General features: G+C 72.1%; 16 protein-coding genes. 8 read left to right on the forward strand and 8 right to left on the reverse strand.

The genetic code is table 11. The annotated features are described in order from the left end of the window. Positions 1–74: 74 nt before the first annotated feature. A complete protein-coding gene (locus CU044_RS11675) occupies positions 75–1,667 on the forward strand; it encodes a FadD7 family fatty acid--CoA ligase (protein WP_129768444.1) in 1,593 nt (530 codons plus the stop codon). A 132-nt stretch (positions 1,668–1,799) separates the two neighbouring features. Here CU044_RS11675 and CU044_RS11680 read toward each other — a convergent pair whose 3' ends face one another. The 3 genes from CU044_RS11680 to CU044_RS11690 all read right to left on the reverse strand — a co-directional run bounded on the left by CU044_RS11680 (position 1,800) and on the right by CU044_RS11690 (position 5,928). Continuing rightward, positions 1,800–2,804: a LysR family transcriptional regulator gene (locus tag CU044_RS11680; protein ID WP_275670187.1), complete on the reverse strand. Its 1,005-nt coding sequence runs from the start codon at positions 2,802–2,804 to the stop codon at positions 1,800–1,802. A gap of 108 nt (positions 2,805–2,912) precedes the next feature. Continuing rightward, complete coding sequence (locus CU044_RS11685) at positions 2,913–4,190, reverse strand: bifunctional GNAT family N-acetyltransferase/ATP-binding protein (RefSeq protein ID WP_129768548.1); 1,278 nt, start codon at positions 4,188–4,190, stop codon at positions 2,913–2,915. Positions 4,191–4,458: 268 nt separating this feature from the next. Then, positions 4,459–5,928 carry a DHA2 family efflux MFS transporter permease subunit gene (locus CU044_RS11690; RefSeq protein WP_129768445.1) on the reverse strand — a complete coding sequence of 490 codons (1,470 nt, stop codon included), beginning with the start codon at positions 5,926–5,928 and terminating at the stop codon, positions 4,459–4,461. Between the two features lie 149 nt (positions 5,929–6,077). On the opposite strand from CU044_RS11690, the gene CU044_RS11695 reads away from it, so the two are divergent. Next, positions 6,078–6,809 carry a TetR/AcrR family transcriptional regulator gene (locus CU044_RS11695; RefSeq protein ID WP_240045499.1) on the forward strand — a complete coding sequence of 244 codons (732 nt, stop codon included), beginning with the start codon at positions 6,078–6,080 and terminating at the stop codon, positions 6,807–6,809. A 48-nt stretch (positions 6,810–6,857) separates the two neighbouring features. Here CU044_RS11695 and CU044_RS11700 read toward each other — a convergent pair whose 3' ends face one another. Next, a complete protein-coding gene (locus tag CU044_RS11700) occupies positions 6,858–7,316 on the reverse strand; it encodes a hypothetical protein (protein ID WP_129768446.1) in 459 nt (152 codons plus the stop codon). Positions 7,317–7,340: 24 nt separating this feature from the next. On the opposite strand from CU044_RS11700, the gene CU044_RS11705 reads away from it, so the two are divergent. The 3 genes from CU044_RS11705 to CU044_RS11715 all read left to right on the forward strand — a co-directional run bounded on the left by CU044_RS11705 (position 7,341) and on the right by CU044_RS11715 (position 12,817). After that, a complete protein-coding gene (locus tag CU044_RS11705) occupies positions 7,341–7,667 on the forward strand; it encodes a UTRA domain-containing protein (protein ID WP_129768447.1) in 327 nt (108 codons plus the stop codon). Positions 7,668–7,786: 119 nt separating this feature from the next. Beyond that, positions 7,787–10,243, forward strand: a complete 2,457-nt coding sequence (locus CU044_RS11710) for a zinc-dependent metalloprotease (protein WP_240045500.1) — start codon at positions 7,787–7,789, stop codon at positions 10,241–10,243. Positions 10,244–10,408: 165 nt separating this feature from the next. Further along, entirely contained in the window at positions 10,409–12,817 is a 2,409-nt protein-coding gene (locus tag CU044_RS11715) for a SpoIIE family protein phosphatase (protein WP_129768448.1), read from the forward strand. 145 nt (positions 12,818–12,962) lie between these two features. Here CU044_RS11715 and pgm read toward each other — a convergent pair whose 3' ends face one another. Continuing rightward, positions 12,963–14,603 carry a phosphoglucomutase (alpha-D-glucose-1,6-bisphosphate-dependent) gene (gene pgm / locus CU044_RS11720; protein ID WP_129768449.1) on the reverse strand — a complete coding sequence of 547 codons (1,641 nt, stop codon included), beginning with the start codon at positions 14,601–14,603 and terminating at the stop codon, positions 12,963–12,965. Between the two features lie 223 nt (positions 14,604–14,826). On the opposite strand from pgm, the gene CU044_RS11725 reads away from it, so the two are divergent. Next, the gene (locus tag CU044_RS11725) at positions 14,827–15,900 is read left to right on the forward strand and encodes a LacI family DNA-binding transcriptional regulator (protein WP_129768450.1); all 1,074 of its coding nucleotides are present in this window, start codon (positions 14,827–14,829) and stop codon (positions 15,898–15,900) included. 19 nt (positions 15,901–15,919) lie between these two features. On the opposite strand, the gene CU044_RS11730 is transcribed toward CU044_RS11725, so the two are convergent. Then, positions 15,920–16,699: an SDR family oxidoreductase gene (locus tag CU044_RS11730; RefSeq protein ID WP_129768451.1), complete on the reverse strand. Its 780-nt coding sequence runs from the start codon at positions 16,697–16,699 to the stop codon at positions 15,920–15,922. Positions 16,700–16,860: 161 nt separating this feature from the next. Here CU044_RS11730 and CU044_RS11735 point away from each other — a divergent pair, with 161 nt between their 5' ends. Then, on the forward strand, positions 16,861–17,229 hold the full coding sequence (locus CU044_RS11735) for a helix-turn-helix domain-containing protein (protein ID WP_205124064.1): 369 nt from the start codon (positions 16,861–16,863) through the stop codon (positions 17,227–17,229). Positions 17,230–17,490: 261 nt separating this feature from the next. Further along, the gene (gene yicI / locus CU044_RS11740; RefSeq protein WP_129768452.1) at positions 17,491–19,836 is read left to right on the forward strand and encodes an alpha-xylosidase; all 2,346 of its coding nucleotides are present in this window, start codon (positions 17,491–17,493) and stop codon (positions 19,834–19,836) included. Between the two features lie 148 nt (positions 19,837–19,984). On the opposite strand, the gene CU044_RS11745 is transcribed toward yicI, so the two are convergent. Together CU044_RS11745 and CU044_RS11750 are read right to left on the reverse strand one after the other, a co-directional pair. Continuing rightward, positions 19,985–20,719, reverse strand: coding sequence for a chitinase (locus CU044_RS11745; RefSeq protein WP_129768453.1), 735 nt, complete (start codon positions 20,717–20,719; stop codon positions 19,985–19,987). Positions 20,720–20,856: 137 nt separating this feature from the next. Then, positions 20,857–21,375 carry a lytic polysaccharide monooxygenase auxiliary activity family 9 protein gene (locus CU044_RS11750; RefSeq protein WP_129768454.1) on the reverse strand — a complete coding sequence of 173 codons (519 nt, stop codon included), beginning with the start codon at positions 21,373–21,375 and terminating at the stop codon, positions 20,857–20,859. Between the last annotated feature and the right edge of the window lie 324 nt (positions 21,376–21,699).

Consider the following 21,699-nt stretch of genomic DNA (forward strand, 5'->3'; position numbering starts at 1 on the left):
TTGGACGCCTGCCGCGCGCCCGCGCAAGCTCGCAGACGACAGCTTCATCGGACCTGGTGCGAGGAGGTGTGCACATGGCCGTTCCGACCGAGGCATCGGTGCGCGACGCGGGCCCGTACCGGCCGCCGGCGCTCACCGGCCTCACCGATCTCCTCGACCGGCACGCGCGCGAGCGCCCGCGCTCCCGGGCGCTCGTCGTCAGCGGGGACCGCGTACCGCTGTCCTACGGCGGTCTCGCCGCCCTGGCCGGCGACATCGCCGTCCGGCTCGGCCGCGCGGGGCTGCGCCGCGGTGACGTGGTCGGCCTCGTCTCCGCCAACACCGCCGAGTTCGTCGTCGCGCTGCTCGGCGCCGCACGGGCCGGACTGGTGGTCGCCCCGGTCGACCCCGCACTGCCCTCGGCACAACTGACCGAACGGTTCGAAGCGCTGGGGGCGCGGGCGGTCCTCCTCGGACCGGCCGCGGCGGACACCGGTCCCGCCGCCCCGACCGGGGTCCCCGCCTGGCCCCTGCGCGTGGACATCTCCCACGCCGGGACGGCGACGGCCACACTCGACACCGGCGCGGGCGCGATACCGCCCGCCCGGGGCGCGGCGCACGAACTCTCCGACCGCGACGCCCTCGTACTGTTCACCGCGGGCACCACCGGGCGGCCCAAGATGGTCCCGCTGACCCACGCCAACGTGACCGCGTCCGTACGGGACATCTGTGCCACCTACGAGCTGGGCCCCGGCGACGCGACGGTCGCCGTGATGCCCTTCTTCCACGGCCACGGGCTCTTCGCCGCGCTCCTCGCCACCCTCGCCAGCGGCGGATGCGTCCTGCTGCCCGAACGGGGACGCTTCACGGCGCACACGTTCTGGGACGACGTACGGGCCGTGTCCGCCAGCTGGTTCACCGCGGTGCCGACCATCCACGAGATCCTCCTCGACCGGTCGGCGACCGAGTACCCGGGCCCGCGGGCCGCGCCGCTGAAGTTCGTACGCAGTTGCAGCGCGCCCCTGAACACGGCCACGCAGCGGGCGCTGGAGCGTACGTTCGGCGCGCCGCTGCTGTCCGCGTACGGAATGACCGAGTCCACCCACCAGGCGACCAGCGAGCCGCTGCCGGACCGGGGGTACCTGAAGCAGGGCTCCGTCGGCCCGTCGACCGGAGTGCGGCTCCGCGTCGTCGACCCGCAGGGACGTACGTGCCCGTCCGGCACCCAGGGCGAGGTGTGGGTGCACGGCCCCACCGTGGCCCGCGGCTATCTCGGCGACCCGTCCGAGACCGCGCGCGGCTTCACCGACGGGTGGTTCCGCACCGGTGACCTGGGCAGCCTGGACGAGGACGGCTATCTGTTCCTCACCGGGCACCTCAAGAACCTCATCAACCGCGGCGGCGAGAAGATCTCCTCCGAGCACGTCGAGGACGTTCTCGCCGGCTGCCCCGGTGTCGCCGAGGCGGCCGTCTTCCCGATCCCCGACGCGCACTACGGGCAGCGGGTCGGCGCCGCCGTGGTCGTACGCGAGGGCGAGAACCTCGGGTCCGAGCAGATCCTGAGGTACTGCCGCAACCGGCTGTCCGCCGTGGAGGTACCGGACCGGCTCGATGTCGTGGCCGCGCTCCCGCACACCGCCAAGGGCGGGCTCGACCGGCGTGCGGTGGCGGGCCGGTACGCGCACTGACGGCGCGGGCCCCCGGCCCCGGATCTGCCGGACACTGCCCGGCCCGCGTCCTGCCGGACGTGATGCCCGTCCTGCCGGACGCGGTGCTCGGGCTAACGGACGTGGTGCCCGGCCTGATCCAAACGAAAGACCCTAGGTCGGCAGCGGCTGGTCGAAGAACGCGTCCAGCGACAGGCCCGTCGCCGCGTTCACGAACGCCCGCGCGGCGATCGAACCGGGCGTCGCCGCGTGGATCGCGACCGAGACCTGCGCCCTGGCGTCCGGGGCGACCAGGCGGACGGCCCGTGTCCTGCCGATCACCGGCATCGCGCGCAGCCAGGTGTGCGGCACGATGCTCGCCCACTCGCCGACGCCCACATGCGCGTACAGCGAGGCGACCGAGTCCGTCTCCACCTGCGGGGTCACCACGACCCCGCTCTCCGCGAACACACTGTCGATGAGCTGACGGATCCTCATGTCGGGTGTCAGCAGCGCGAGCGGCAGCTGCGCCGCCTCCGCCCAGGTCATGGTGTGGGTCTGGGGCATCAGCTGATCGCCGGACGCGAGCAGTACGTACCGCTCCTGGTACAGCGGCACGACCTGGAGGCTTTCCCCGTCCTCCGGGGCGAAGTGCGAGATCGCGGCGTCCAGTTCGAATTCGCGCAGCTGACGGAGCAGTGTCTTCGCCGACAGCCGGGAGCGCACCTGCACCTTCGCCAGCGGGTGCGCCCCGCAGAAGGCGGCCACGGGCAGTGACAGGGTCGTCGACGCCGTGGGCTCCGTCCCCAGCCGCAGTGTGCCGGTGATGCCCGACTGTACGGCGGCCACCTCGGCCTTGAACGCGTCCTGCTCGGCGAGGATCCGCTTGGCCCACACGACGAGCCGTTCGCCTTCCGGGGTGAGGCCCTCGTAGTTGTGCCCCCGGTTGATCAGCGTGACGTTCAGTTCCCGCTCCAGCTTGGCGATCGCCGCCGAGAGCGCCGGCTGTGACACGTAGCAGGACTCCGCGGCCCGCGCGAAGTGCCTCTCCCTGGCCACGGCGACGAAATACTCCAGCTGCCGGAACAGCATCGGCGACTCCTCCCTGCCCGTGGATCCCTGCCCGCGGATCGCGACGGCACCGGGCCGCGACTTCTCCGGCTCCGGCGACGCCTTCACTCATCCTACTTATCAACCGTTCAATGACCGGCCCGGAATCCATCTCCGCATGCGGGGAGAACCGCCCGTGGCGGCGCAGGAGGATCGTCGGCGGGCGCCGGCCCCGGATCACATCCGTACATGACGCTCGATGTCCTCCCGGAACGAGGTGAGCGCCTGATCGGTGAGGGTGGGCCGGGTCTCGGCGATGGCCGCCAGGTAGTCGTCCGTACTGGCCGGCATGCCCCGGCGGTCGACGACCTCCCGTTCGAACGCGGCGTGGGCACCCTTGCGGGCGGCGAACTCGATGTCCGCGGGAGTGAACATCTCGCTGGCCGTGACCAGCCGGCCGAGGTCCACCTTCTCGGTGGCGGGGCCGAGATAGCGCCGCCAGATCGCCTCGCGGGCGACCGGATCGGGCGGACCGACGGGGATGACGTAGTCGAACCGGCCGGGGCGCAGAAACGCCGGATCGAGGGACCGGACGGAGTTGGTGGCGCAGATCAGCAACCGGTCGTCGTGGTCACGGAAGCCGGGGATCAGCTTCAGCAGCTCGTTGGTGACCCCGTGCCCGGGATCGACGGCCAGACCGGAGCGGGCGGCGGCGATCTCCTCGACCTCGTCGATGAACAGCAGTACGGTCTCCAGCTCGGCCAGGTCGGCGAAGGCGTCCCGCAGCGAGGTGGCCAGGCCCCCCACACCGGCCGCCGCGAGCCGGGAGGGGAACAGCTCCACGAACGGCCAGTCCAGCCGGGAGGCGACGGCCTTGGCGAAGGTGGTCTTGCCGGTGCCCGGCGGTCCGAAGAGGATGACCGCCTTCGGTGGCGTCACCCCGTACCGGTCGGCCAGCGCGGGCTCGGTCAGGGGCAGCACGATCCGCCGCTCGATGGTCTCCTTCTCCCGCTCCATTCCCGCGAGGGCGTCCCAGAGCCCCTGCGGCAGTACCCTCCCGCCGAGTTCGGTGAGCAGACCCGCGTCACCCGCGCCGAGATGCTCGACCTTCTCGTAGAAGACGAGTCCCTCGCGCGTCCGGTAGCCGGAGTTCCGCAGCGCGGTGTCCCCGGTGGCGCCAGGGGCGAGGAGCGCGCCGATCCGGCGTACCCCGTGGACGCGCAGGCGCCGCTCCAGCTCGGCGATGAGGGCGCTGCCGATCCCGCGCTGACGCCACGCCGCGGCGAGAGCCACCAGTGTGATCCAGGCCCGCTCGCCCTGGGTACGCGCCACCGCCATCCCCACCAGATCGTCGCCCACCACGGCGACCACGGCGGGTTCGCCGGTCCGGGCCGCGGCCATGACCTCGGAGACGGGGAAGACGGGCGGCGCGTCGTCATGCCGGTCCTGGTCCCAGATCTGGATCGCGTCGTCCAGGTCGTCGTCGTGGAAGTCCCGCAGTCGCCACGTCGGCATCGTCCGCCACCTCGCCGGCGGGTCGCCGCACACCTCGGCGGCGCCCCAGGTCACGTGCTGCCGGACGGCAGCCACGGTCCCGCCCCTCCACATTCTCCGCGCCGGGCGGACGCCCGTCTAACGGGAGGCCGCGGCCCGGAGCCCGTCCGCCGGCCCGTCACGGTACGGCTGACCCGCCGACTACTGCGGTACGGCTCACGCCGTCAAGGCCAACTTTCGTGCTATCAACCGCGACCCGCCGGGTTGCGCGTGCAACATCTGTGGGCCGCTATTGGCGCGCCGTGGCGGAGCCGTCGGCGGACGACGCGTCGGCCTGCGCCGCGGTGGGGGCATCGGGGCGGCCGGGCAGCAGCGGAGAGGCGGCAAGGATCACCAGGGTGACCGCGAACACGAACCAGTAGGCGCCCTGGAATCCACCGATTCCGGCGCCGTCGCCGGCCGCGGCGCCACTGCCGACGGCCGCCAGGATCAGGGCGACGCAGGCGACACCGAGAGCGCCGCCCAACTGGTTGAGGTTGTAGACGACGGAACTGCCCTGCGGCACCTTCTCCGGCGGCAGCGTCCGGTACAGCGACCCCATGGTCGGCGCGCCGACGCCGCCCAGCCCCAGGCCGACGGCGAACGCGGCCAGCACCGACCGCACTTCACCGCTTTCCGCGCCGATACGGGTGAGACCGACCGAGGCGAGCGCCGCCACGACCGCTCCGCCGCGTACCAGATTGCGCGCTCCCAGCCGGTCGCTGAGGCGTCCGGCGAGAGGCATGGCGAGCGCCGATCCCAGGCCCAGCGGCGCCACCAGCAGTCCGGCCGCGCGGGCGCCGTGTCCGTGCAGCACCTGGTAGTAGAGCGGCAGGGCGAACAGGACCGCGAACGTGGCCAGTCCGACGAGCCCCTGAACGGTCACGCTCGCGGCGAAGCTGCGGCTGCTGAACAGCCGGATGTCGATCAGCGGTTCGGTGCGGCGGGCACGCAGCGCGTGGATCACGTACCCGACGAGCAGCGCGACGCCCAGGACCAGCGGGATGAGCACGGAGGGCGCGACGAACCGGGTGCGCTCGCCGGCCTCCGTGAGAGCGAGCAGGATCGCCGCGAAACCGGGGGCCATCAGGAGAGCGCCGACGATGTCGAGCCGCGGCCCGGACCCGCGCGCGACGGGCGGCCCGGCCGGGATCACCCGCAGCGCGAGCAGGACCGCCACGATCCCGATGGGCAGGTTGATGTAGAACATCGAGCGCCAGCCCATGGATTCGAGCACGACCCCGCCGAGCACGGGCCCGAGGACCGGTCCGAGCGACAGGACCACGCCCATCATGCCCATCACACGCCCCGCCCGGCCGGGACCCGCGGCACGGGCCAGGATCACCAGGACCAGCGGGTCGACGACGCCGGCGCCGACACCCTGGACGACCCGGAAGACCACCAGGCTCTCCACGTTCCAGGCGAGCGCCGAGGCGAGCGAGCCGATCAGGAACAGGACCAGTCCGAACAGCCAGAGCTTCCTCACGCCGAACCGGCCGACCGCCCAGCTCGTAACGGGGATGGTGACCGTGAGCGCCAGCAGATAGCCGGTCGTCGCCCAGCTGATGGCGCTCAGTGAGGTGTTGAACTCGTCGGCGAGGGTATCGGCCGCGACGGTGACCATCGTGCTGTCGAGGATCCCCATGATCCCGCCCAGCAGGGTCACCCCGATGAGGCGTAACAGCCCGGGATCGAGCCGGTCATCTCTGACTTGAGACATCACTTTCCAACTCCGTCAAGAGCGACACATGCACACGTTTTGAACCAGGTGGTTCAACATAACGACCCGTCAAGGTCTCCTGCAACCGGCTCGCCCGGAAAGTTGTACCGATGGGTTCAGGTATTGGGTTGACGCGGTACGATGGCGGGGTGGACGGAGCCAAGACCTCGAACGCGAGCAGACGTGATGCGCCGCGCGGGCGCATCGACAAGCGGCAGGCGATCCTCGAAGCCGCGTTCAGGACGTTCGCCCGTGAGGGGTACGGACAGTCCTGCGTACGGGAGATCGCGGCCGAGGCGGGCGTGGCCAAGCCCACCATCTACAACCACCTCGGGGACAAGGAGACGCTGTTCCGCGAGGCGATGCTGGCGGCCGTCGGCCGTACGAGCGGCGCGGGGCCGGCGGCGCTCGAACAGCTCCGGGAGCCCGACGGCGATGTGCGCACCATGCTGGAAGAGGCCGGCCACCGCATCCTGAAGAACCACTGCGCCCCGGAGTCCCAGGCGCTGCGCTGGCTTCTCAACGCCGAAGCGGCCAGGTTTCCCGACCTGTTGGAGACCATCCAGCGCGAGGGCCCGCAGCGCCTCCACGACGCGCTCGCCGACCGGCTGGCACGCTTCGCGCTCTCCGGGCGCCTGCACACCAGCGATCCCGACCTGGCCGCCGAGCAGTTCCTCGCGCTGCTCACGGGCCCGATGGAGCTGCGCACCCGGCTGGGCACGCGCAAGGTGTCCGACGCCGAACTGCGCACCGTAGGACGGGCCGCGGTCGACACGTTCCTGCGCGCCTACGCTCCCCGGGCCGATGACGGCTTCAATCTGCTCACCCAGCAACTCGACGGCCCGGCGGCCCGGTTCGGCGGCTCCGAGGGCCAGGACTGACGGGTTCCCGGCCCGGGGCCCGTGTGGGCTCCACCGCCCGCATGGGCTCTACCGCGAGTGCGGACGGACGCGGGCCGCCCTCAGTGCCGACCGGGCGATGGCGTCCGCCTCGCGGAACATCCCCGCGTCGGCGCGCGCCCGAGCGCCGATCGCCGTGTTCCAGTGGACCCCCTCGACCGGGATGCCGAACGCGAACAGCCGAGGATGCGGCCGCCCCGCCGCGTCGCGCACGCGTAGATCGGACGGCGAGGCGACATCGAGGGCCCCCGTCGCGACGACCTCGTTGCCGGAGCCGGAGCCGGAGCCGGAGCCGGAGCCGGAGCCGGGGTCCGAGCCGGCCAGGTGCGGGCGGGCCAGCCCCGAGGCGACGAGTCCGCGCAGCAACGGGTCGGCGCTCAGGGCCAGATCGGCGCCCGGGAGCCAGGCGTCCAGCAGCGCCCGCGCCGTCGCCGGGGGGCCGTCCGTGGTCGGGGACGTGGCGACGAAGCCGCCCGCCGCCGCGTCCACGGCGACGGCCGGGCGCGACCGGCGATGTTCTGTGTCAGCTGGGAGCCGCTCGGCATCACCGGCGGCACCCCCGTCTCGCTCCCCGGGGCCGGCCCCATGGCGGGCAGCAGCGTGGTGGCCCGGATGTCGTACATCGGCCTGCGGATCACCCGCTCGACCGAGACCGTCACCGCGCGCACCGCCACCCGCGCGGAGGCGGACGTACTCGATCTGGCCCCCGGCGCGCCCGTCGTCGCCATCGAGCGCACGTACTACGCGGGGGAACGCCCCCTGGAGACCGCGGATCTCGTCGTGCCGGGCGAACGGTTCCGGCTCGCCTACGAGATCCCCGCCGAGCCCGCCGAAAGCTGAGGGAACCGGCTCGGGGCCCCGACCGCGGGCGCACCGGCCGCCGAGGCCACGACACCCCGGACAGGGCACCGGACATACCATCTGCCTCTCCGATTCCGAGAGAGGGAAGCGAGCCCGGCGTGAGCGATCTCCCCAGCGCACCGATACCCGCACCGACACCGGCGGCACCCGCACCGATACCCGCACCGATACCCGCACCGATATCCGCACCTGGGTCCGGCGCACCCGTATCCGCCGCGGCCCCGGACCTCCTCGATCTGTGCGCGGACCCGGCGGAACACCGGCTCCTCATCGGCGTCAGACGGTTCGACGCACCGTTCCTGCTGACCGCCGCCCTGTCGCACGGAGTGGGCTCAAGCTCCCTCGGTCTCGACCGCGGCAAGGCGGGAAAAGTGAAGGTCGCGGAGTTCCGGCGGATCGCCGGCCGCGTTCTGCTGGTCCTGCGCAACAAACACCATCTGGCCACAGGTGACGCCGCCGCCGTCCGCGCGGGCGAGGAGTCCTTCGCCACCTCGGTGGTGTGGAGCGCGCCGGTGCTGCGCGAGCGGGACGGCGCCGTGATCGTGGACGCGACGGCACTGGCGCTCACCGACTTCCACGGGGTGGCCGACCTGCTGCGCGACCAGGAGCAGGGCACGTACGCGATCGACCCGGACGCGAGCGTTCCGCTGACGGCCGAGGCCCGGAGCGGCCCCGGTGGCGCCCGGCTGCCCGCCCTGCTCACGCTGCGGAGCGCCGAACCGGGCCCGGCGCTCAGGGCCGTCGTCCCCGCACCCGGCTCCCTCACCGTGGTCCAGCAGCTGCATCTCGTCCCGCTGCCCGACCCGCCGCTGCCCGTGCGCCGCTACCACCCCGCCTCCGGCGGATACGGCATCGGCCACGACGACCACGGCGCCGCCACGGCGGCGGGCACCCAGGTGAAGCTCCAGCCCCGTCACCGGCTCGAACCCGTCGATCCCACCGCCCCGGCCGGACCGGTACGCCGCCCGATCGTCTTCTCCGTCGACCCCGCCATCCCCGAACCGGTACGCACCGCGGTCGTCGAGGGCGGCAACTGGTGGGCGGGTGCCTTCGAACGGTCCGGATTCCAGGACGCCTTCCGTGTCGACGTCGCACCCGAGGGGCTCGACGACAACGACCTCGGCGTCAACTCCGTACGGTGGGTGCACCGCGACGGGCGCGGCTGGTCACACGGCCAGGGGCTCACCGACCCGCGCACCGGCGAGATCATCTGCGGGCGGGTGCGGCTCGGCTCCCAGCGCGTCGCGCAGATCACCGCGCTCGCCGAGGCGCTGTACGCCCCGTACGGCAAGCCGGACGAGCGGGAGCGGCTGGCGGCCGTCGAGCGGCTGGTGCTCGCCAGGATGCGGCAGTTGGCGGCCCACGAGATCGGCCACGCCCTCGGCTTCATGCACAACTTCGCCAGTACGCACCACCCGCGTCCTTCGGTGATGGACTATCCGCATCCCCGGGTGACCGTCACCCCGGACGGCGGTCTCGACGCGTCCCGTGCCTATGCCGAAGGGCTCGGCCCGTGGGACGAATTCCTGGTCGCCCACGCGTACGGCCGCTTTCCGGGCGAGGACGAGGAGACCGCCCTCGCACGGCTGCGGCGCACCGCCGCCGACCAGGGACTGGTCTATCTCGCTGACGAGGACGCGCGCGGCACCGGCGCGGCGCACGCCGACGCGGTCGTCTGGGTCTCGCCGGTGCCCGACGCGTTCGCCGCGCTGGACGAGGCGCTGGCCGTACGGCGTGTCGCGCTGGCCGGGTTCTCACGCGCGGTGCTTCCGCCCGGCCGCCAGACCGGGGAACTGGAGGAACGCGCGGTCCTCCTCCAGCTCTACCACCGCTCCCAGCTCTCGGCCGTCGCCCGGCTGATCGGCGGCGTCCGGTACGTGTACGGACTGGCGGGGGAGGAGGGGCCGGGCACCGTACCCGTCGAGGCGGCGGCGCAGCGGCGGGCGCTGGCCCGGCTGGCGGAGCTGCTGCGCGCCGAGCACCTCGCGCTGCCCGCCCATCTGCCGGCCGTGCTCACGCCTCCCGCCATCCGCCACGGACGGACCACCGAGTACTTCGACACCCGAGCGGGGCACGTCTTCGACCCGTTCGGCGCGGTGGCGGCGACGGCGGCGCTCGTCACCGCGGAACTGCTGGATCCGGCCCGGCTCAACCGGCTCGGCTGGCAGCACGCCGCGGATCCCGCCGTCCCGGGCCCCGCCGACCTCGTGGACGCACTGCTGGACGCCACCTGGCACCGGTCCGATCCCGTCCCGGACGACCTGGTCGCCGGAGAGGCCGTCCAGGAGACCGCGGGCTGGCTGGTGCTCCGCGCCGTGCTGGACGTCCTCGGCGACGACACCCTGCACGACGCCGTACGGACCCGGATCCGAGGCCGGCTCCGGCGGCTCGCCGCGGAGCTGCGCGACGGCGGCGGGGCGGGAAGCGGGCCGGTGAACGAGGCCGGACACGAGGCGGCGCACGAGGCGGCCCTCACCGTCACCGCCTTCCTGGCCGGTGACGACGTGACGGTGCCCGGCCCCGTACCCCGTATCCCGCCAGGCGCCCCGCTCTGAGCCGGGCCCTCCGGGGACAGCGCTCGGTGTCCTGAGGGGCTACATGGGGTAAATATCAACCAAAGGGGCTTATCCGGGCGAAGTCGTAATCTTGTTTCACGGTCCGCGGAGGGCTCCGGCCGTCCGAGCACCTGACGGGCAGCGCCCGGCGGGGAGAGAGGACATATGGATGACACGCGTGGCGTGGTCTCCGGGGAGGCATGGGACGTGTCCCCCGGGGGCGGGGGATGGGCCACGGCTGCCGTCGACGCGGAGGGTGTGATCGCGCGGTGGAGCCCCGGCGCCGAGGCGCTGCTCGGTTTCCGGGCCGCCGAAACTGTGGGACACGCGGCCGGGGCGCTGCTCTCGGCCGATCCGCCCGACTCCGCGCGCCGGGCGCTGGCCGGCGGGGTGCCGTGGAGCGGCACGGTGACGGCGCGCCACCGGGACGGCGGCCGGCGCGACGTGCAGCTGCTCGCGTTCCCGCTGCGAACCGGCGGCGAGGACACCCGCTGGCTGCTGGCCGCGGCCGCGGCGTCACCGGGTCCCGGTCACGAAGAGGCCCTGATGCGGCAGGCGTTCACCGACTCCGGGGTGCCGATCGCGATCTACGGCACGGACCTGCGGCTGCTGCACGCCAACGGGGCACTGTGCCGGGTCATCGGCCGCACGGAGGACGACATGCGGGCCCGGGGGACCGGATTCCTGCCCGAGAGCCATACCAACGCCGAAGTCGTGCGGGCGCTGCGGACAGTACTGAGCACGGGCGAGGCGGTGGACGCGCGGACGTTCCACCGGGCGTCGATCGAGAAACGTGATCGCGCCTGGGCGCTCTCCCTCGCCCCGCTCAAGGACCGGGCCGGCCGGGTGACCGCCATCGTGCTCACCGGATTCGAGATCAGCGAGGAGTACTGGGCCCGCGAGGGCCTCGCCCTGCTGAACGAGGCCGGCATGCGGATCGGCACCACACTGGACGTGACGCGTACCGCCGAGGAGCTGGCCAGTACGCCCGTGCCCCGCTTCGCGGACTTCATCAGCGTCGATCTGCTCGACTCGGTGCTGCGCGGAGACGAGCCCACCGCCGGCCCCGTCTCCGGCGTGGTCCCGATGCGCAGGGTCGCGCACGAGTCCGCCCACGCACGGGAGGCCCCGGAGGCCGCCCTCCGTGTCGGGGAGGCGGCGAGCTATCCGGAGGCCTCGCCGCCCGCCCGCTGCCTGGCCACCGGCCGGGCGGTGCTCACCGGCCCGTGGGACCCCGACTACCGCGCCTGGATGGCCGACCGCGCGCGGGACGGCCTCCCCGACCTCGGTGTCCACTCGCTCGTCGCGGCCCCGCTGGTCGCCCGTGGGAGCACCCTGGGCGTGGCCCTCTTCTCCCGCCGGCTGCACGCGACGACCTTCGCCGAGGACGATCTGACCCTCGCCGAGCAGTTGGTGAGCCGCGCCGCCGTCTCCATCGACAACGCCCGTCGCTACACCCGCGAACGCGGCACCGCCGAGACCCTTCAGCGCAGCCTGCTGCCGCGCGGGCTGTCCCCGCAGTCGGCCGTCGAGGTCGCCACCCGCTATCTGCCCGCCGACTCCCAGTACGGCGTGGGCGGCGACTGGTTCGACGTCATCCCGCTCTCCGGCTCCCGGGTGGCACTGGTCGTCGGCGATGTCGTCGGACACGGCATCCACGCCTCCGCCACCATGGGACGGCTGCGTACGGCGGTCCGTACCCTCGCGGACATCGACCTGCCCCCGGACGAACTCCTCACCCATCTCGACGACGTGGTGGGACGGCTCGCCTCGGAGAGCACCGACCCGGTCAGTGACGCGGACATCGGCGCCAGCTGTCTGTACGCGGTGTACGACCCGGTCTCCCGCCGCCTCTGCGCCGCCAGGGCCGGCCATCCGCCGCCCGCCCTCGCCACCCCCGACGGCACGGTCAGCCTGCTCGAACTGCCCGGCGGGCCACCCCTGGGCCTGGGCGATCTGCCCTTCGAATCAGCCGAGTTCGAGGTCCCGGAGGGCAGCACGCTCGTCCTGTACACCGACGGTCTGCTGGAGGACCGCGCGCATGACATCACCGCCGGCGTCAACGGGCTGTGCGAGATCCTGACCCATCCGTCGCCCTCGCTGGAGACCACCTGCGACACTGTGCTCCGTACGCTGCTCTCGCCGAGCCCGGTGGACGATGTGGCCCTGCTCGTCGCCCGCACCCACGCCCTCGACGCCGGCCAGGTGGTCACCTGGAACCTGCCCGCCGAGCCCGCGCTGGTCGCCGACGCCCGCGACCACGCGATCGGCCAACTGGCCGCCTGGGGGCTGGAAGAGCTGACGTTCACCACCGAACTGGTGGTCAGCGAGCTGTTCACCAACGCCATCCTGCACGGTGCGGGCCCGGTCCAGCTGCGGCTGATCCGTGACCGCGCGCTCACCTGCGAGGTCTCCGACACCAGCACCACGGCGCCGCATCTGCGCCGGGCCCGGGTCTACGACGAGGGCGGGCGCGGCCTGCTGCTGGTCGCCCAGCTCACCGACCGCTGGGGCACCCGCCAGATCCCGAGCGGCAAGGCCATCTGGGCGGAACTGGCGCTGCCCGCGGGGTGACCGGGGGCGGAGCCGGAGCACGCCCGGCCGGGACCCGGCACGATCCGTCCCGTCCCGGACGTACCGGACGACCGGTACGCGTACGGCGCGTACCGGTCCGCCTGCCGGGGACGTACCGCACGTACCGGGTCCCGGCCCGCCGCCGTCAGCCTTCCAGGGCAGCGGAGACGACGCTCCTGGCCTCCTCCTGCACCCGGGCGAGGTGGCCGGGCCCCTGGAAGGACTCGGCGTAGATCTTGTAGACGTCCTCGGTGCCCGAGGGGCGCGCGGCGAACCAGGCGTTCTCCGTGGTCACCTTGATGCCGCCGATGGGCGCGCCGTTGCCGGGCGCCTCGGTGAGCACCGAGGTGACCCGCTCGCCGGCGAGGGTGTCGGCCGTGACCTGCTCGGGCGAGAGCCGGGCCAGGACCGCCTTCTCCGCCGGGGTGGCCGGTGCGTCGATACGGGCGTAGGCGGGCTCGCCGAAGCGGCCGGTCAGCGCCGCGTAGTGCTCGGAGGGCGTCTTGCCGGTGACCGCGAGGATCTCGGAGGCCAGGAGGGCCAGGATGATGCCGTCCTTGTCGGTGGTCCACACCGAGCCGTCGCGGCGCAGGAAGGACGCCCCGGCCGACTCCTCGCCGCCGAAGCCGAGCGAGCCGCCGATCAGCCCGTCCACGAACCACTTGAAGCCGACGGGCACTTCGACCAGCTGACGGCCGAGGTCGGCGGCGACCCGGTCGATCATCCCGGACGAGACCAGCGTCTTGCCGATGCCCGCCCCCGCGGGCCACCGCTCACGGTGCGCGTACAGATAGGCGATGGCGGCGGCGAGGTAGTGATTGGGGTTCATCAGCCCGGCGTCCGGGGTGACGATGCCGTGCCGGTCGGAGTCGGCGTCGTTGCCGGTGGCGATCTGGTACTCGTCGCGCCGCTCGATCAGCGAGGCCATGGCGTACGGCGACGAGCAGTCCATCCGGATCTTGCCGTCCCAGTCCAGCGTCATGAACCGCCAGGTGGGGTCGGTCAGCGGATTGACCACCGTCAGATCGAGCCGGTGCTCCTCGGCGATCCGGCCCCAGTACGCCACCGACGCGCCGCCCAGCGGGTCCGCGCCGATGCGCACGCCCGCGGCGCGCACCGCGTCCAGATCGAGCACGGCCGGCAGATCCGCCACGTACGTGCCGAGGAAGTCGTAGCGCCCGGTGGACGGCGCGGCCAGCGCGCGGACGTAGGGCACTCGCCGTACGTCCTTCATACCGCCCGCGATGATCTCGTTGGCCCGGTCCTGGATCCAGTTGGTCGCGTCGGAGCCGGCCGGGCCGCCGTTGGGCGGGTTGTACTTGAACCCGCCGTCGGCGGGCGGGTTGTGGGACGGCGTGACGACCACACCGTCCGCCAGGCCGGAGGAACGGCCGCGGTTGTGGGCGAGGATGGCGTGCGACACGGCAGGCGTGGGGGTGTAGCCGTCGGCGGCGTCGATCAGCACGGTCACGTCGTTCGCGGCGAACACCTCGACGGCGGTCACCCGGGCGGGCTCGGAGAGCGCGTGGGTGTCGGCGCCGAGGAAGAGCGGCCCGTCGGTGCCCTGCCGGGTCCGGTACTCACAGATCGCCTGGCTGGTCGCCGCGATGTGGTCCTCGTTGAACGCGGTGGCCAGCGACGACCCGCGGTGCCCGGAGGTCCCGAACGCCACGCGCTGGCCCGGCTCCCGGGGGTCGGGACGCAGCGCGTAGTACGCGGTGACCAGCCGGGCGACATCGATCAGATCCTCCGGCCGCGCCTGCTGTCCCGCTCGTTCGTGTGCCATCTGCGCACTCCTCCATCTGGGTGGTGACGGTCCGCTTGTAGGTTCATCTTCCCGGGTCGGCGCCACGCCGGACGGGCGCCCCGCCGCACGCCCGCCCGGTGCGGCCGGGACGACCCGTGTTCCCGGGCGCCACAGGGCTGTTCGATACGATGGCGAACGGCGGCCGCCGCACGTTCCCCGGATCCTCTCCGGCGTCGTACCCACACCGTCGAAGGGGTCGAGGATGGCTACCATCAGGGACGTCGCCCGGCGGGCCGGGGTCGCGCCGAGCACCGTCTCGTACGTCTTCAACGGCTCCCGCAGCATCTCCGAGGAGACGCGCAGACGGGTGCGGGAGGCCGTGGACGCCCTCGGCTACCACCCCCGGGCCAGCGCGCGGACGCTGCGCAGCAGCCGGACGCAGGTGCTGGCCCTGGCGCTGCCCCGCGCGGCCGGGCTCCAGGACTCCGTGGACGGCCGGTTCGCGATCGACGTCAGCGACGCCGCCAACGCACTCGGCTACGACCTCCTGTTGAGCACGTCCCAGGACAAGGCCGGAGGGCTGCGCAGGGTGGCGCTCAGCGGTCTCGCCGACGCCGCGGTGCTGATGGCCGTCGACATGGAGGACGCGCGTATCGACGTCGTACGGGAACTGGCCTTCCCCGCGGCGCTCATCGGGCGGCCCGCCGACGAGGACGCCCTCCCGTGGACCGATCTGGACTGGGAGGAGGCGGCGGCCCTCGCGGTGGGTGAGCTGGCCGCGGCGGGACACCGCGAGATGGTGTATCTGGCGCCGGGTGAATCAGAGGTCAGGGCCCGGCGCAGTTACGCGTTGCGCGGGATCGCGGGCGCCCGCCGGGGCGCGCGTACCACCGGCGCCGCCGTCACGGTCGTCCATTCGCTCGACGACCCGGGCAGACTGGCCCATCGGCTCGGCGCGCTGCTCGGGAACCGCACGGACGGGGGAGCGGGAAAGCGGCCGACCGCGCTGATCGTGCAGCATCCCACCGCGCACCACCACATCCTGACGTCCATGAACGCGGCTGGTCTCCGGGTGCCCGAGGACCTCACCGTCGTGATGATCGGCACCCTGCCCGGCGATCCGTCGAGCCACCGGCTGCCCCGGATCGAGCTGCCCGTCGAGACGCTCGCCACCGAGGTCACCCGGCTCGCCGTGGCCGCGGCTGCGGCGCTGCGCGAGGCCACCGGGCGGGGCGCGGAGGCCAGTACGCGGCTGCTCGCCGAGTCCGTGGGCCATCTGCTGATACGCCCGCTCCTGCTGCCGGGCTCGGATCCCCTCGGCTCGCCCACGACCTGATCGCGGGTGGGCGGCGCGACTACCAGTCGAACGTGACCGGCACGAAGGGAGCGTCCTCCGGTGCGGCCTTGCGGGCCTCCAGGGCGGTCCTGGCGGGCGCGCCCACCGGCACACGCAGCGGAGGATCGGGCTGTTCGATCGTGTCGGCGACCGCGGCTGCCACTTCCTCGGGGGTGATGGTCTCGAAGACGGACGTGCCGCGCAGAGGGCCGAACTGTTCGAGCAGCGGGGTATAGGGGTCGTTCTCCGCGAAGAAGGACTTGGCGCGCTCGGCTCCGCCGGAGGAGACGGAGCCCGGCTGGAGGATGCTCACCTTGACGCCGAAGTGGCCCGCCTCGACGGCCAGCGTCTCGGCGAGCGCCTCCAGCGCCCACTTGCTGGCGGCGTAGGGGCCGATGATCGGCACGACGAGCCGGCCCTGGACGCTGGAGACGAAAACCAGTCGGCCCGCGCCTCGTTCGCGCATGGCGGGCAGCACGCCCTGCACCACCCGCAGGGGGCCGAAGGTGTTGAGCTGGAAGAGGGCTTCCACCTCGGGGACGGGCACGTTCTCCAGGGGCGCGCGGATCGTCGCGCCGGCGTTGCTGACGAGCACGTCGATCTCTCCGGAGTCACGGAGGGCCTCATCGACACTCTTCTGATCGGTGACGTCGAGGCGCAGACGCCGGTCGACGGGGAGATCGTCGAGGTCTTCCGGACGGCGGGCGGTGGCGACGACCCTGTGGCCGCGGGCGGCGAGCTCGATCGCGATGGCCCGGCCGATACCCCTGGAGGCGCCGGTGATGAGAACGGACGTCATGTCGGTCTCCTGTTCTGGGTGGTGCGGCGGAAGCGGCGGCGCACATCGCCGGCCGATCGCGCGGCTTCCGTGGAGTACGGGGTGGTGAGAGCAGCTGTAGCGGACACTCTCGCCACGTTAGTTCGATTTTCGAATCTACCGACAGGCGTTACAGTACCAGAGTGAGTCAGAAATTCGAATCGACCAGGCCGGTGGCGCCGCGGGAGTGTCCCATCGCCGACGCGCTCGACGTCGTGGGGGAACGCTGGAGTCTCCTCGTCGTCCGGGAGCTGGCTTTCGGCGTCCACAGGTTCAAGGAGATCCAGGCCAATACCGGCGCCCCGAGGGAGACCCTCGCGCTGCGGCTGCGCAAACTCGAGGAGGTGGGGATCATCGAACGCCGCAGGTACTGCGACCGTCCGCCGCGGGACGAATACCTGCTCACCGGCATCGGCCGGGACCTCTTCCCCGTCCTCGCCGAGCTGCGCGTGTGGGGTGAGCGCCATGCCGCCCCCGCCCGTGCGTCCACCCGCGAGGGACTGGACGGCTGAACGGCGCCGGACCCCGGTGAATCACAGCAGGCAGGGCCACCAGCCGTGCTGTTGACGGAGTGTCACCTCTCCGGCCCCGCGCCCTGCGGCGCACTTGTCGCCTTTTCGGCGAGCGCCTAGCATCGCCGCATCGCACCATCGAATCGATTCGACCGTACGACGCGACTCACCGCCGCCGCGCACCTCGCCCTCGCCGCACCTCCCGCCGCCCGGACCCCAGAGCGCCCGGACCCAAGAGCAAGAGCAGGAGCAGGATCACTGATGAAGTTCACCGACGGTCACTGGCAGCTGCGCGCCGGTGTCACCGCCCACTACGCGGTCTCCGTGGCCGACGCCGTGGTCGCCGACGACCGGTTCACGCTCTACGCGCCCGTCACCCGGGTCACCCACCGCGGCGATACGCTCAACGGCCCCCTGCTGACCGTCGAGTGCTGGTCCCCCGCGGAGGGCGTGATCGGCGTCCGCTGCACCCACCACGGCGGAGGGGGCCGCGCACGGCCGGAGTTCGTGCTCGCGTCCGGGCAGGACGGCCCGCCGGCCAAGGTGGTCAGAGAAGGCCCGGCGATCGAACTCGTCTCCGGTGAACTCTCCCTGCGGACCGACACCGCCGCGCCCTGGCAGCTGGACTTCACCGCCGGCGGGGAGATCCTGACCTCCGTCGGCCGACGCGGTACCGGCTTCGCGACCGACGCCGAGGACCGGCACTTCATGCTCGCGCAGCTGTCGCTCGGCGTCGGCGAGGGCGTGTACGGGCTCGGCGAGCGGTTCACCCCGTTCACCAGGAACGGCCAGACCGTCGACATGTGGCAGGCGGACGGCGGCACCAGCAGCGAGCAGGCGTACAAGAACGTCCCGTTCCATCTCAGCGACCGCGGCTACGGAGTCTTCGTCAACCACCCCGGCCGGGTGTCGTACGAGCTGGGCTCGGAGGCCGTAGGACAGGTCCAGTTCAGCGTCGAGGACCAGACCCTGGAGTTCTTCGTCGTCCACGGCCAGGACCCCCGGGACGTCCTCGCCCGCTACACCGCGCTCACCGGCCGTCCCGCGCTGCCGCCGGCCTGGTCGTTCGGACTGTGGCTGTCCACCTCCTTCACCACCTCGTACGACGAGGCGACGGTGCACCGCTTCGTCCGGGGGATGGCCGACTCCGGGATCCCGCTCGGCGTCTTCCACTTCGACTGCTTCTGGATGCGCGCGTACCAGTGGAGCGACTTCGTCTGGGACCCGGAGGTCTTCCCCGATCCCGAGGGGATGCTCGCCCGCCTCAAGGAGCGCGGACTGCGCGTCTGCGTCTGGATCAATCCCTATATCGCCCAGAAGTCCCCGCTGTTCGCGGAGGGGATGGCCGGGGACCATCTGCTGAAGAGGCCCGACGGCTCCGTCTGGCAGTGGGACAACTGGCAGCCCGGCATGGCGCTGGTCGATTTCACGAGTACGGCCGCCCGCGACTGGTACGCGGGGAAGCTGCGGCTTCTGCTCGACCAGGGGGTGGACTGCTTCAAGACCGACTTCGGCGAACGCGTCCCCACCGATGTGGTGTGGCACGACGGCGCGGACCCGGAGCGGATGCACAACTACTACACGCAGCTGTACAACGAGACCGTCTTCGGGCTGCTGCGCGAAGAGCGCGGCGAGGGCGAGGCCGTCGTCTTCGCGCGCTCCGCGACCACGGGCGGTCAGCGGCTGCCGGTGCACTGGGGCGGTGACTGCGAGTCGACCTTCGAGGCGATGGCCGAGTCGCTGCGCGGGGGACTGTCGCTGGGCCTGTCCGGCTTCGGCTTCTGGAGCCATGACATCGGCGGGTTCGAGGGCACCCCGACGCCCGCGCTCTTCAAGCGCTGGGTGCAGTTCGGACTGCTCTCCTCGCACAGCCGGCTGCACGGCAGCAAGTCGTACCGGGTGCCGTGGGACTACGGCGAGGAGGCCGTCGCCGTCACCCGCGCCTTCACCCGGCTCAAGCACCGGCTGATGCCCTACCTGTACCGTGCCGCGGTCCAGGCCAGGGACACCGGTACGCCGGTGATGCGCGCCATGCTGCTGGAGTTCCCCGACGACCCCGCCTGCCGCGCGCTGGACCGGCAGTACATGCTCGGCGACGATCTGCTCGTGGCGCCGGTCTTCACCGAGGACGGCACAGTCGAGTACTACGTACCGGCGGGCACGTGGACCCACGTCCTCACCGGCGCCCGGGTGACGGGCCCCGGCTGGCGGCGCGAGAGGCATGGCTTCGACACCCTGCCGCTGCTGGCGAGGCCCGGCGCGGTGATCCCGTTCGGCGCGGTGGACGAGGGGCCGGAGTACGCGTGGGCGGACGGCGTGACGCTGTGCGTGTACGCCCCGGACGGTGCGGAGGGACCGGGTCCGGTGGGCGGTACGCCGGAGACCGTCACCGCCATCCCCACCCAGGACGGCTCCGGTGACGCGGCGGTCTTCACCGTCCGGCGGTCGGGCGCGGAGGTCGTCGTCGAGACGGGGAGCGAGCTGCCGTGGAACGTACTGCTCGTGGGAGCCGCCGCCACCGGCGACGCGGTCCCCGACCCGCTCGGCGCGCGCCATCACTGCCCGGCGGGCACCCACCGGCTGGCGGTCCGGTATCGGCACGGGTGAGAGCCACGGGTGAGCGTCGGGGCGGGCCGCTCCCCTGGAACCGGGCGCGGCCGACGCGACGCGGGGCGGTGCCACCGGCCATGAGCCGGCGACACCGCCCCCGACACGCCCCGCCCGGTACCTTCAGCGGAACCTGTCCGTGTCTGCGTCAGCAACCGAGATTGCCGCCTGTTTCCACTCCGAGGATCTGCGTGAAGCTCGTGTAATTGTTGATCCGGCTCTGCACCTGGCCGGGGTTTCCGCCATTGCATTCGATGCTGCCGTTGATGCTGCGAATGGTCTCGCCGAATCCGGCGCCATTCACCATCGCGTTGTGCGGCGTCATGGTTCCAGGACCGCTCTGGGTGTTCCAGTACCAGAGACCGGTCTTCCACGCCACGGCCGAGTCGTTCTGCACGAGATCCGGGTTGTTCAGCAGATCGATGCCGAGCGCGTCACCCGCGCTCTTGTAATTGAAGTTCCAGCTGAGCTGAATCGGTCCGCGCCCGTAGTACTTGTCGTTTCCGGCCGGACAGCCGTAGGGCTGCGACGCGTCACAATAGTGCGGATAATTCGCGGTGTTCTGCTCCACGATATGGACCAGGCCACCGGTTTCGTGGCTGACATTCGCCAGGAACGCCGCGGCTTCCTGCTTCCGTACGGTGTCGCTTCCCGTACCGGCGAAGCCCGGATAGGCGCTCAGTGCGGCGGTCAGACCGCTGTACGTGTAGAACGGATTCCGGTTCGGGAACATCTGGTTGAACTGGCCCTCGCTGACGACGAAATCGGCCGCCGCCCGCTGGTTCTGGGCCGGCTGCGCCACGGAGGAGGGTGCGAGGGAGAGCAGGGAGAACGCGGCGGCCGCGGCCGTCGCGGTGAGCAGCCCGATGAGGCGCTGACGCATGAGTGACTCACTCTCTGATCCGGCCGCCGAACGCGTGGCGGCCCCTGCGTACGTGGTGGGGGGTGGTGGGGGTCGGCGGTCACGGGCGAGCCCCGAGTGGGGTGTCAGGGGCTCGCCCGGGGCAGGGGGAGCTTCGCTCAGCCGCCGACGTTCACATCGATGCAGGCGTAGAAGGCGTTCGTCGTGTCGGCGATGTTCCACACCGCCAGTACCTTCTGCTTCCCGGACAGGCCGCCGAAGTTCACCTGATGGGTCACGGTCGCGCCGGGCTGCGCGCCGTTGTCGTTGAACTCGGCTATCTTCTGGCCGCTCGCGAAGTACTGCCAGGTGCTGGTGGAATGACGAGCGGTCAGCTTCCACTGGAACGACGTGCTGCTGCCGACGGGAGTGACGGTCCAGCCCTTGGAATCGTCGTCGAGATCGGAGAACCGCGAGTTTCCACCGCTGCAACTGGTGAGCCCCTTGGGCCCTTCCACGCTCTGCGGCTCATATGTGATGTCGCCGCAGCTTACGGTGCCCGCGGCGCACTGCGCCTGCCGGCTCGGCGGAGTGGAGATATATCCGTGGGCACTCGCGGAACTCGCGGGAAGGCTCACGGCGAGAACCGGCGCGACAACGGCTCCGAGTACGGCGGCCAGCTTCCTTTTCGTGTGCATGGGGTCTCCTTCACTTCAGGTCTTCCCGCGCGATCACCGGCTCCGTGGGGGGAATCCGGGAACAGCGGGTCGGCCTCTCGAGTGTGGGGCCAAGAGGCGCGAAGGGCGGCGGTGGATTCCGTCCGCGGACACGGTGCAATTGGCGTTGCATCCGGAAAGGTCTCGACCACTTGGACTAGACCATACAGGTCGACGTGCCCCCGTCAAGAGGGTTGCGAGAAAGCCCAGTTGAGACGGTCAGGAGGCAGGGCGCGCCGGGCAAAAGGCAAGAACAGCGATATTTCTGACGAAACGTATAAAATGCCTGCATTTGCCAGGTTTCGC

Source organism: Streptomyces sp. L-9-10 (assembly GCF_004151105.1).
Lineage (GTDB): Bacteria > Actinomycetota > Actinomycetes > Streptomycetales > Streptomycetaceae > Streptomyces.

What these genes read in the sequence shown, in the direction of transcription:
- CU044_RS11675 (WP_129768444.1), top strand. Translation starts at nt 75, where the DNA reads ATGGCCGTTCCGACCGAGGCATCGGTGCGCGACGCGGGCCCGTACCGG.
- CU044_RS11685 (WP_129768548.1), bottom strand. Translation starts at nt 4,190, where the DNA reads ATGCCGACGTGGCGACTGCGGGACTTCCACGACGACGACCTGGACGAC.
- CU044_RS11690 (WP_129768445.1), bottom strand. Translation starts at nt 5,928, where the DNA reads ATGTCTCAAGTCAGAGATGACCGGCTCGATCCCGGGCTGTTACGCCTC.
- CU044_RS11705 (WP_129768447.1), top strand. Translation starts at nt 7,341, where the DNA reads ATGTTCTGTGTCAGCTGGGAGCCGCTCGGCATCACCGGCGGCACCCCC.
- CU044_RS11715 (WP_129768448.1), top strand. Translation starts at nt 10,409, where the DNA reads ATGGATGACACGCGTGGCGTGGTCTCCGGGGAGGCATGGGACGTGTCC.
- pgm (WP_129768449.1), bottom strand. Translation starts at nt 14,603, where the DNA reads ATGGCACACGAACGAGCGGGACAGCAGGCGCGGCCGGAGGATCTGATC.
- CU044_RS11725 (WP_129768450.1), top strand. Translation starts at nt 14,827, where the DNA reads ATGGCTACCATCAGGGACGTCGCCCGGCGGGCCGGGGTCGCGCCGAGC.
- CU044_RS11730 (WP_129768451.1), bottom strand. Translation starts at nt 16,699, where the DNA reads ATGACGTCCGTTCTCATCACCGGCGCCTCCAGGGGTATCGGCCGGGCC.
- yicI (WP_129768452.1), top strand. Translation starts at nt 17,491, where the DNA reads ATGAAGTTCACCGACGGTCACTGGCAGCTGCGCGCCGGTGTCACCGCC.
- CU044_RS11745 (WP_129768453.1), bottom strand. Translation starts at nt 20,719, where the DNA reads ATGCGTCAGCGCCTCATCGGGCTGCTCACCGCGACGGCCGCGGCCGCC.
- CU044_RS11750 (WP_129768454.1), bottom strand. Translation starts at nt 21,375, where the DNA reads ATGCACACGAAAAGGAAGCTGGCCGCCGTACTCGGAGCCGTTGTCGCG.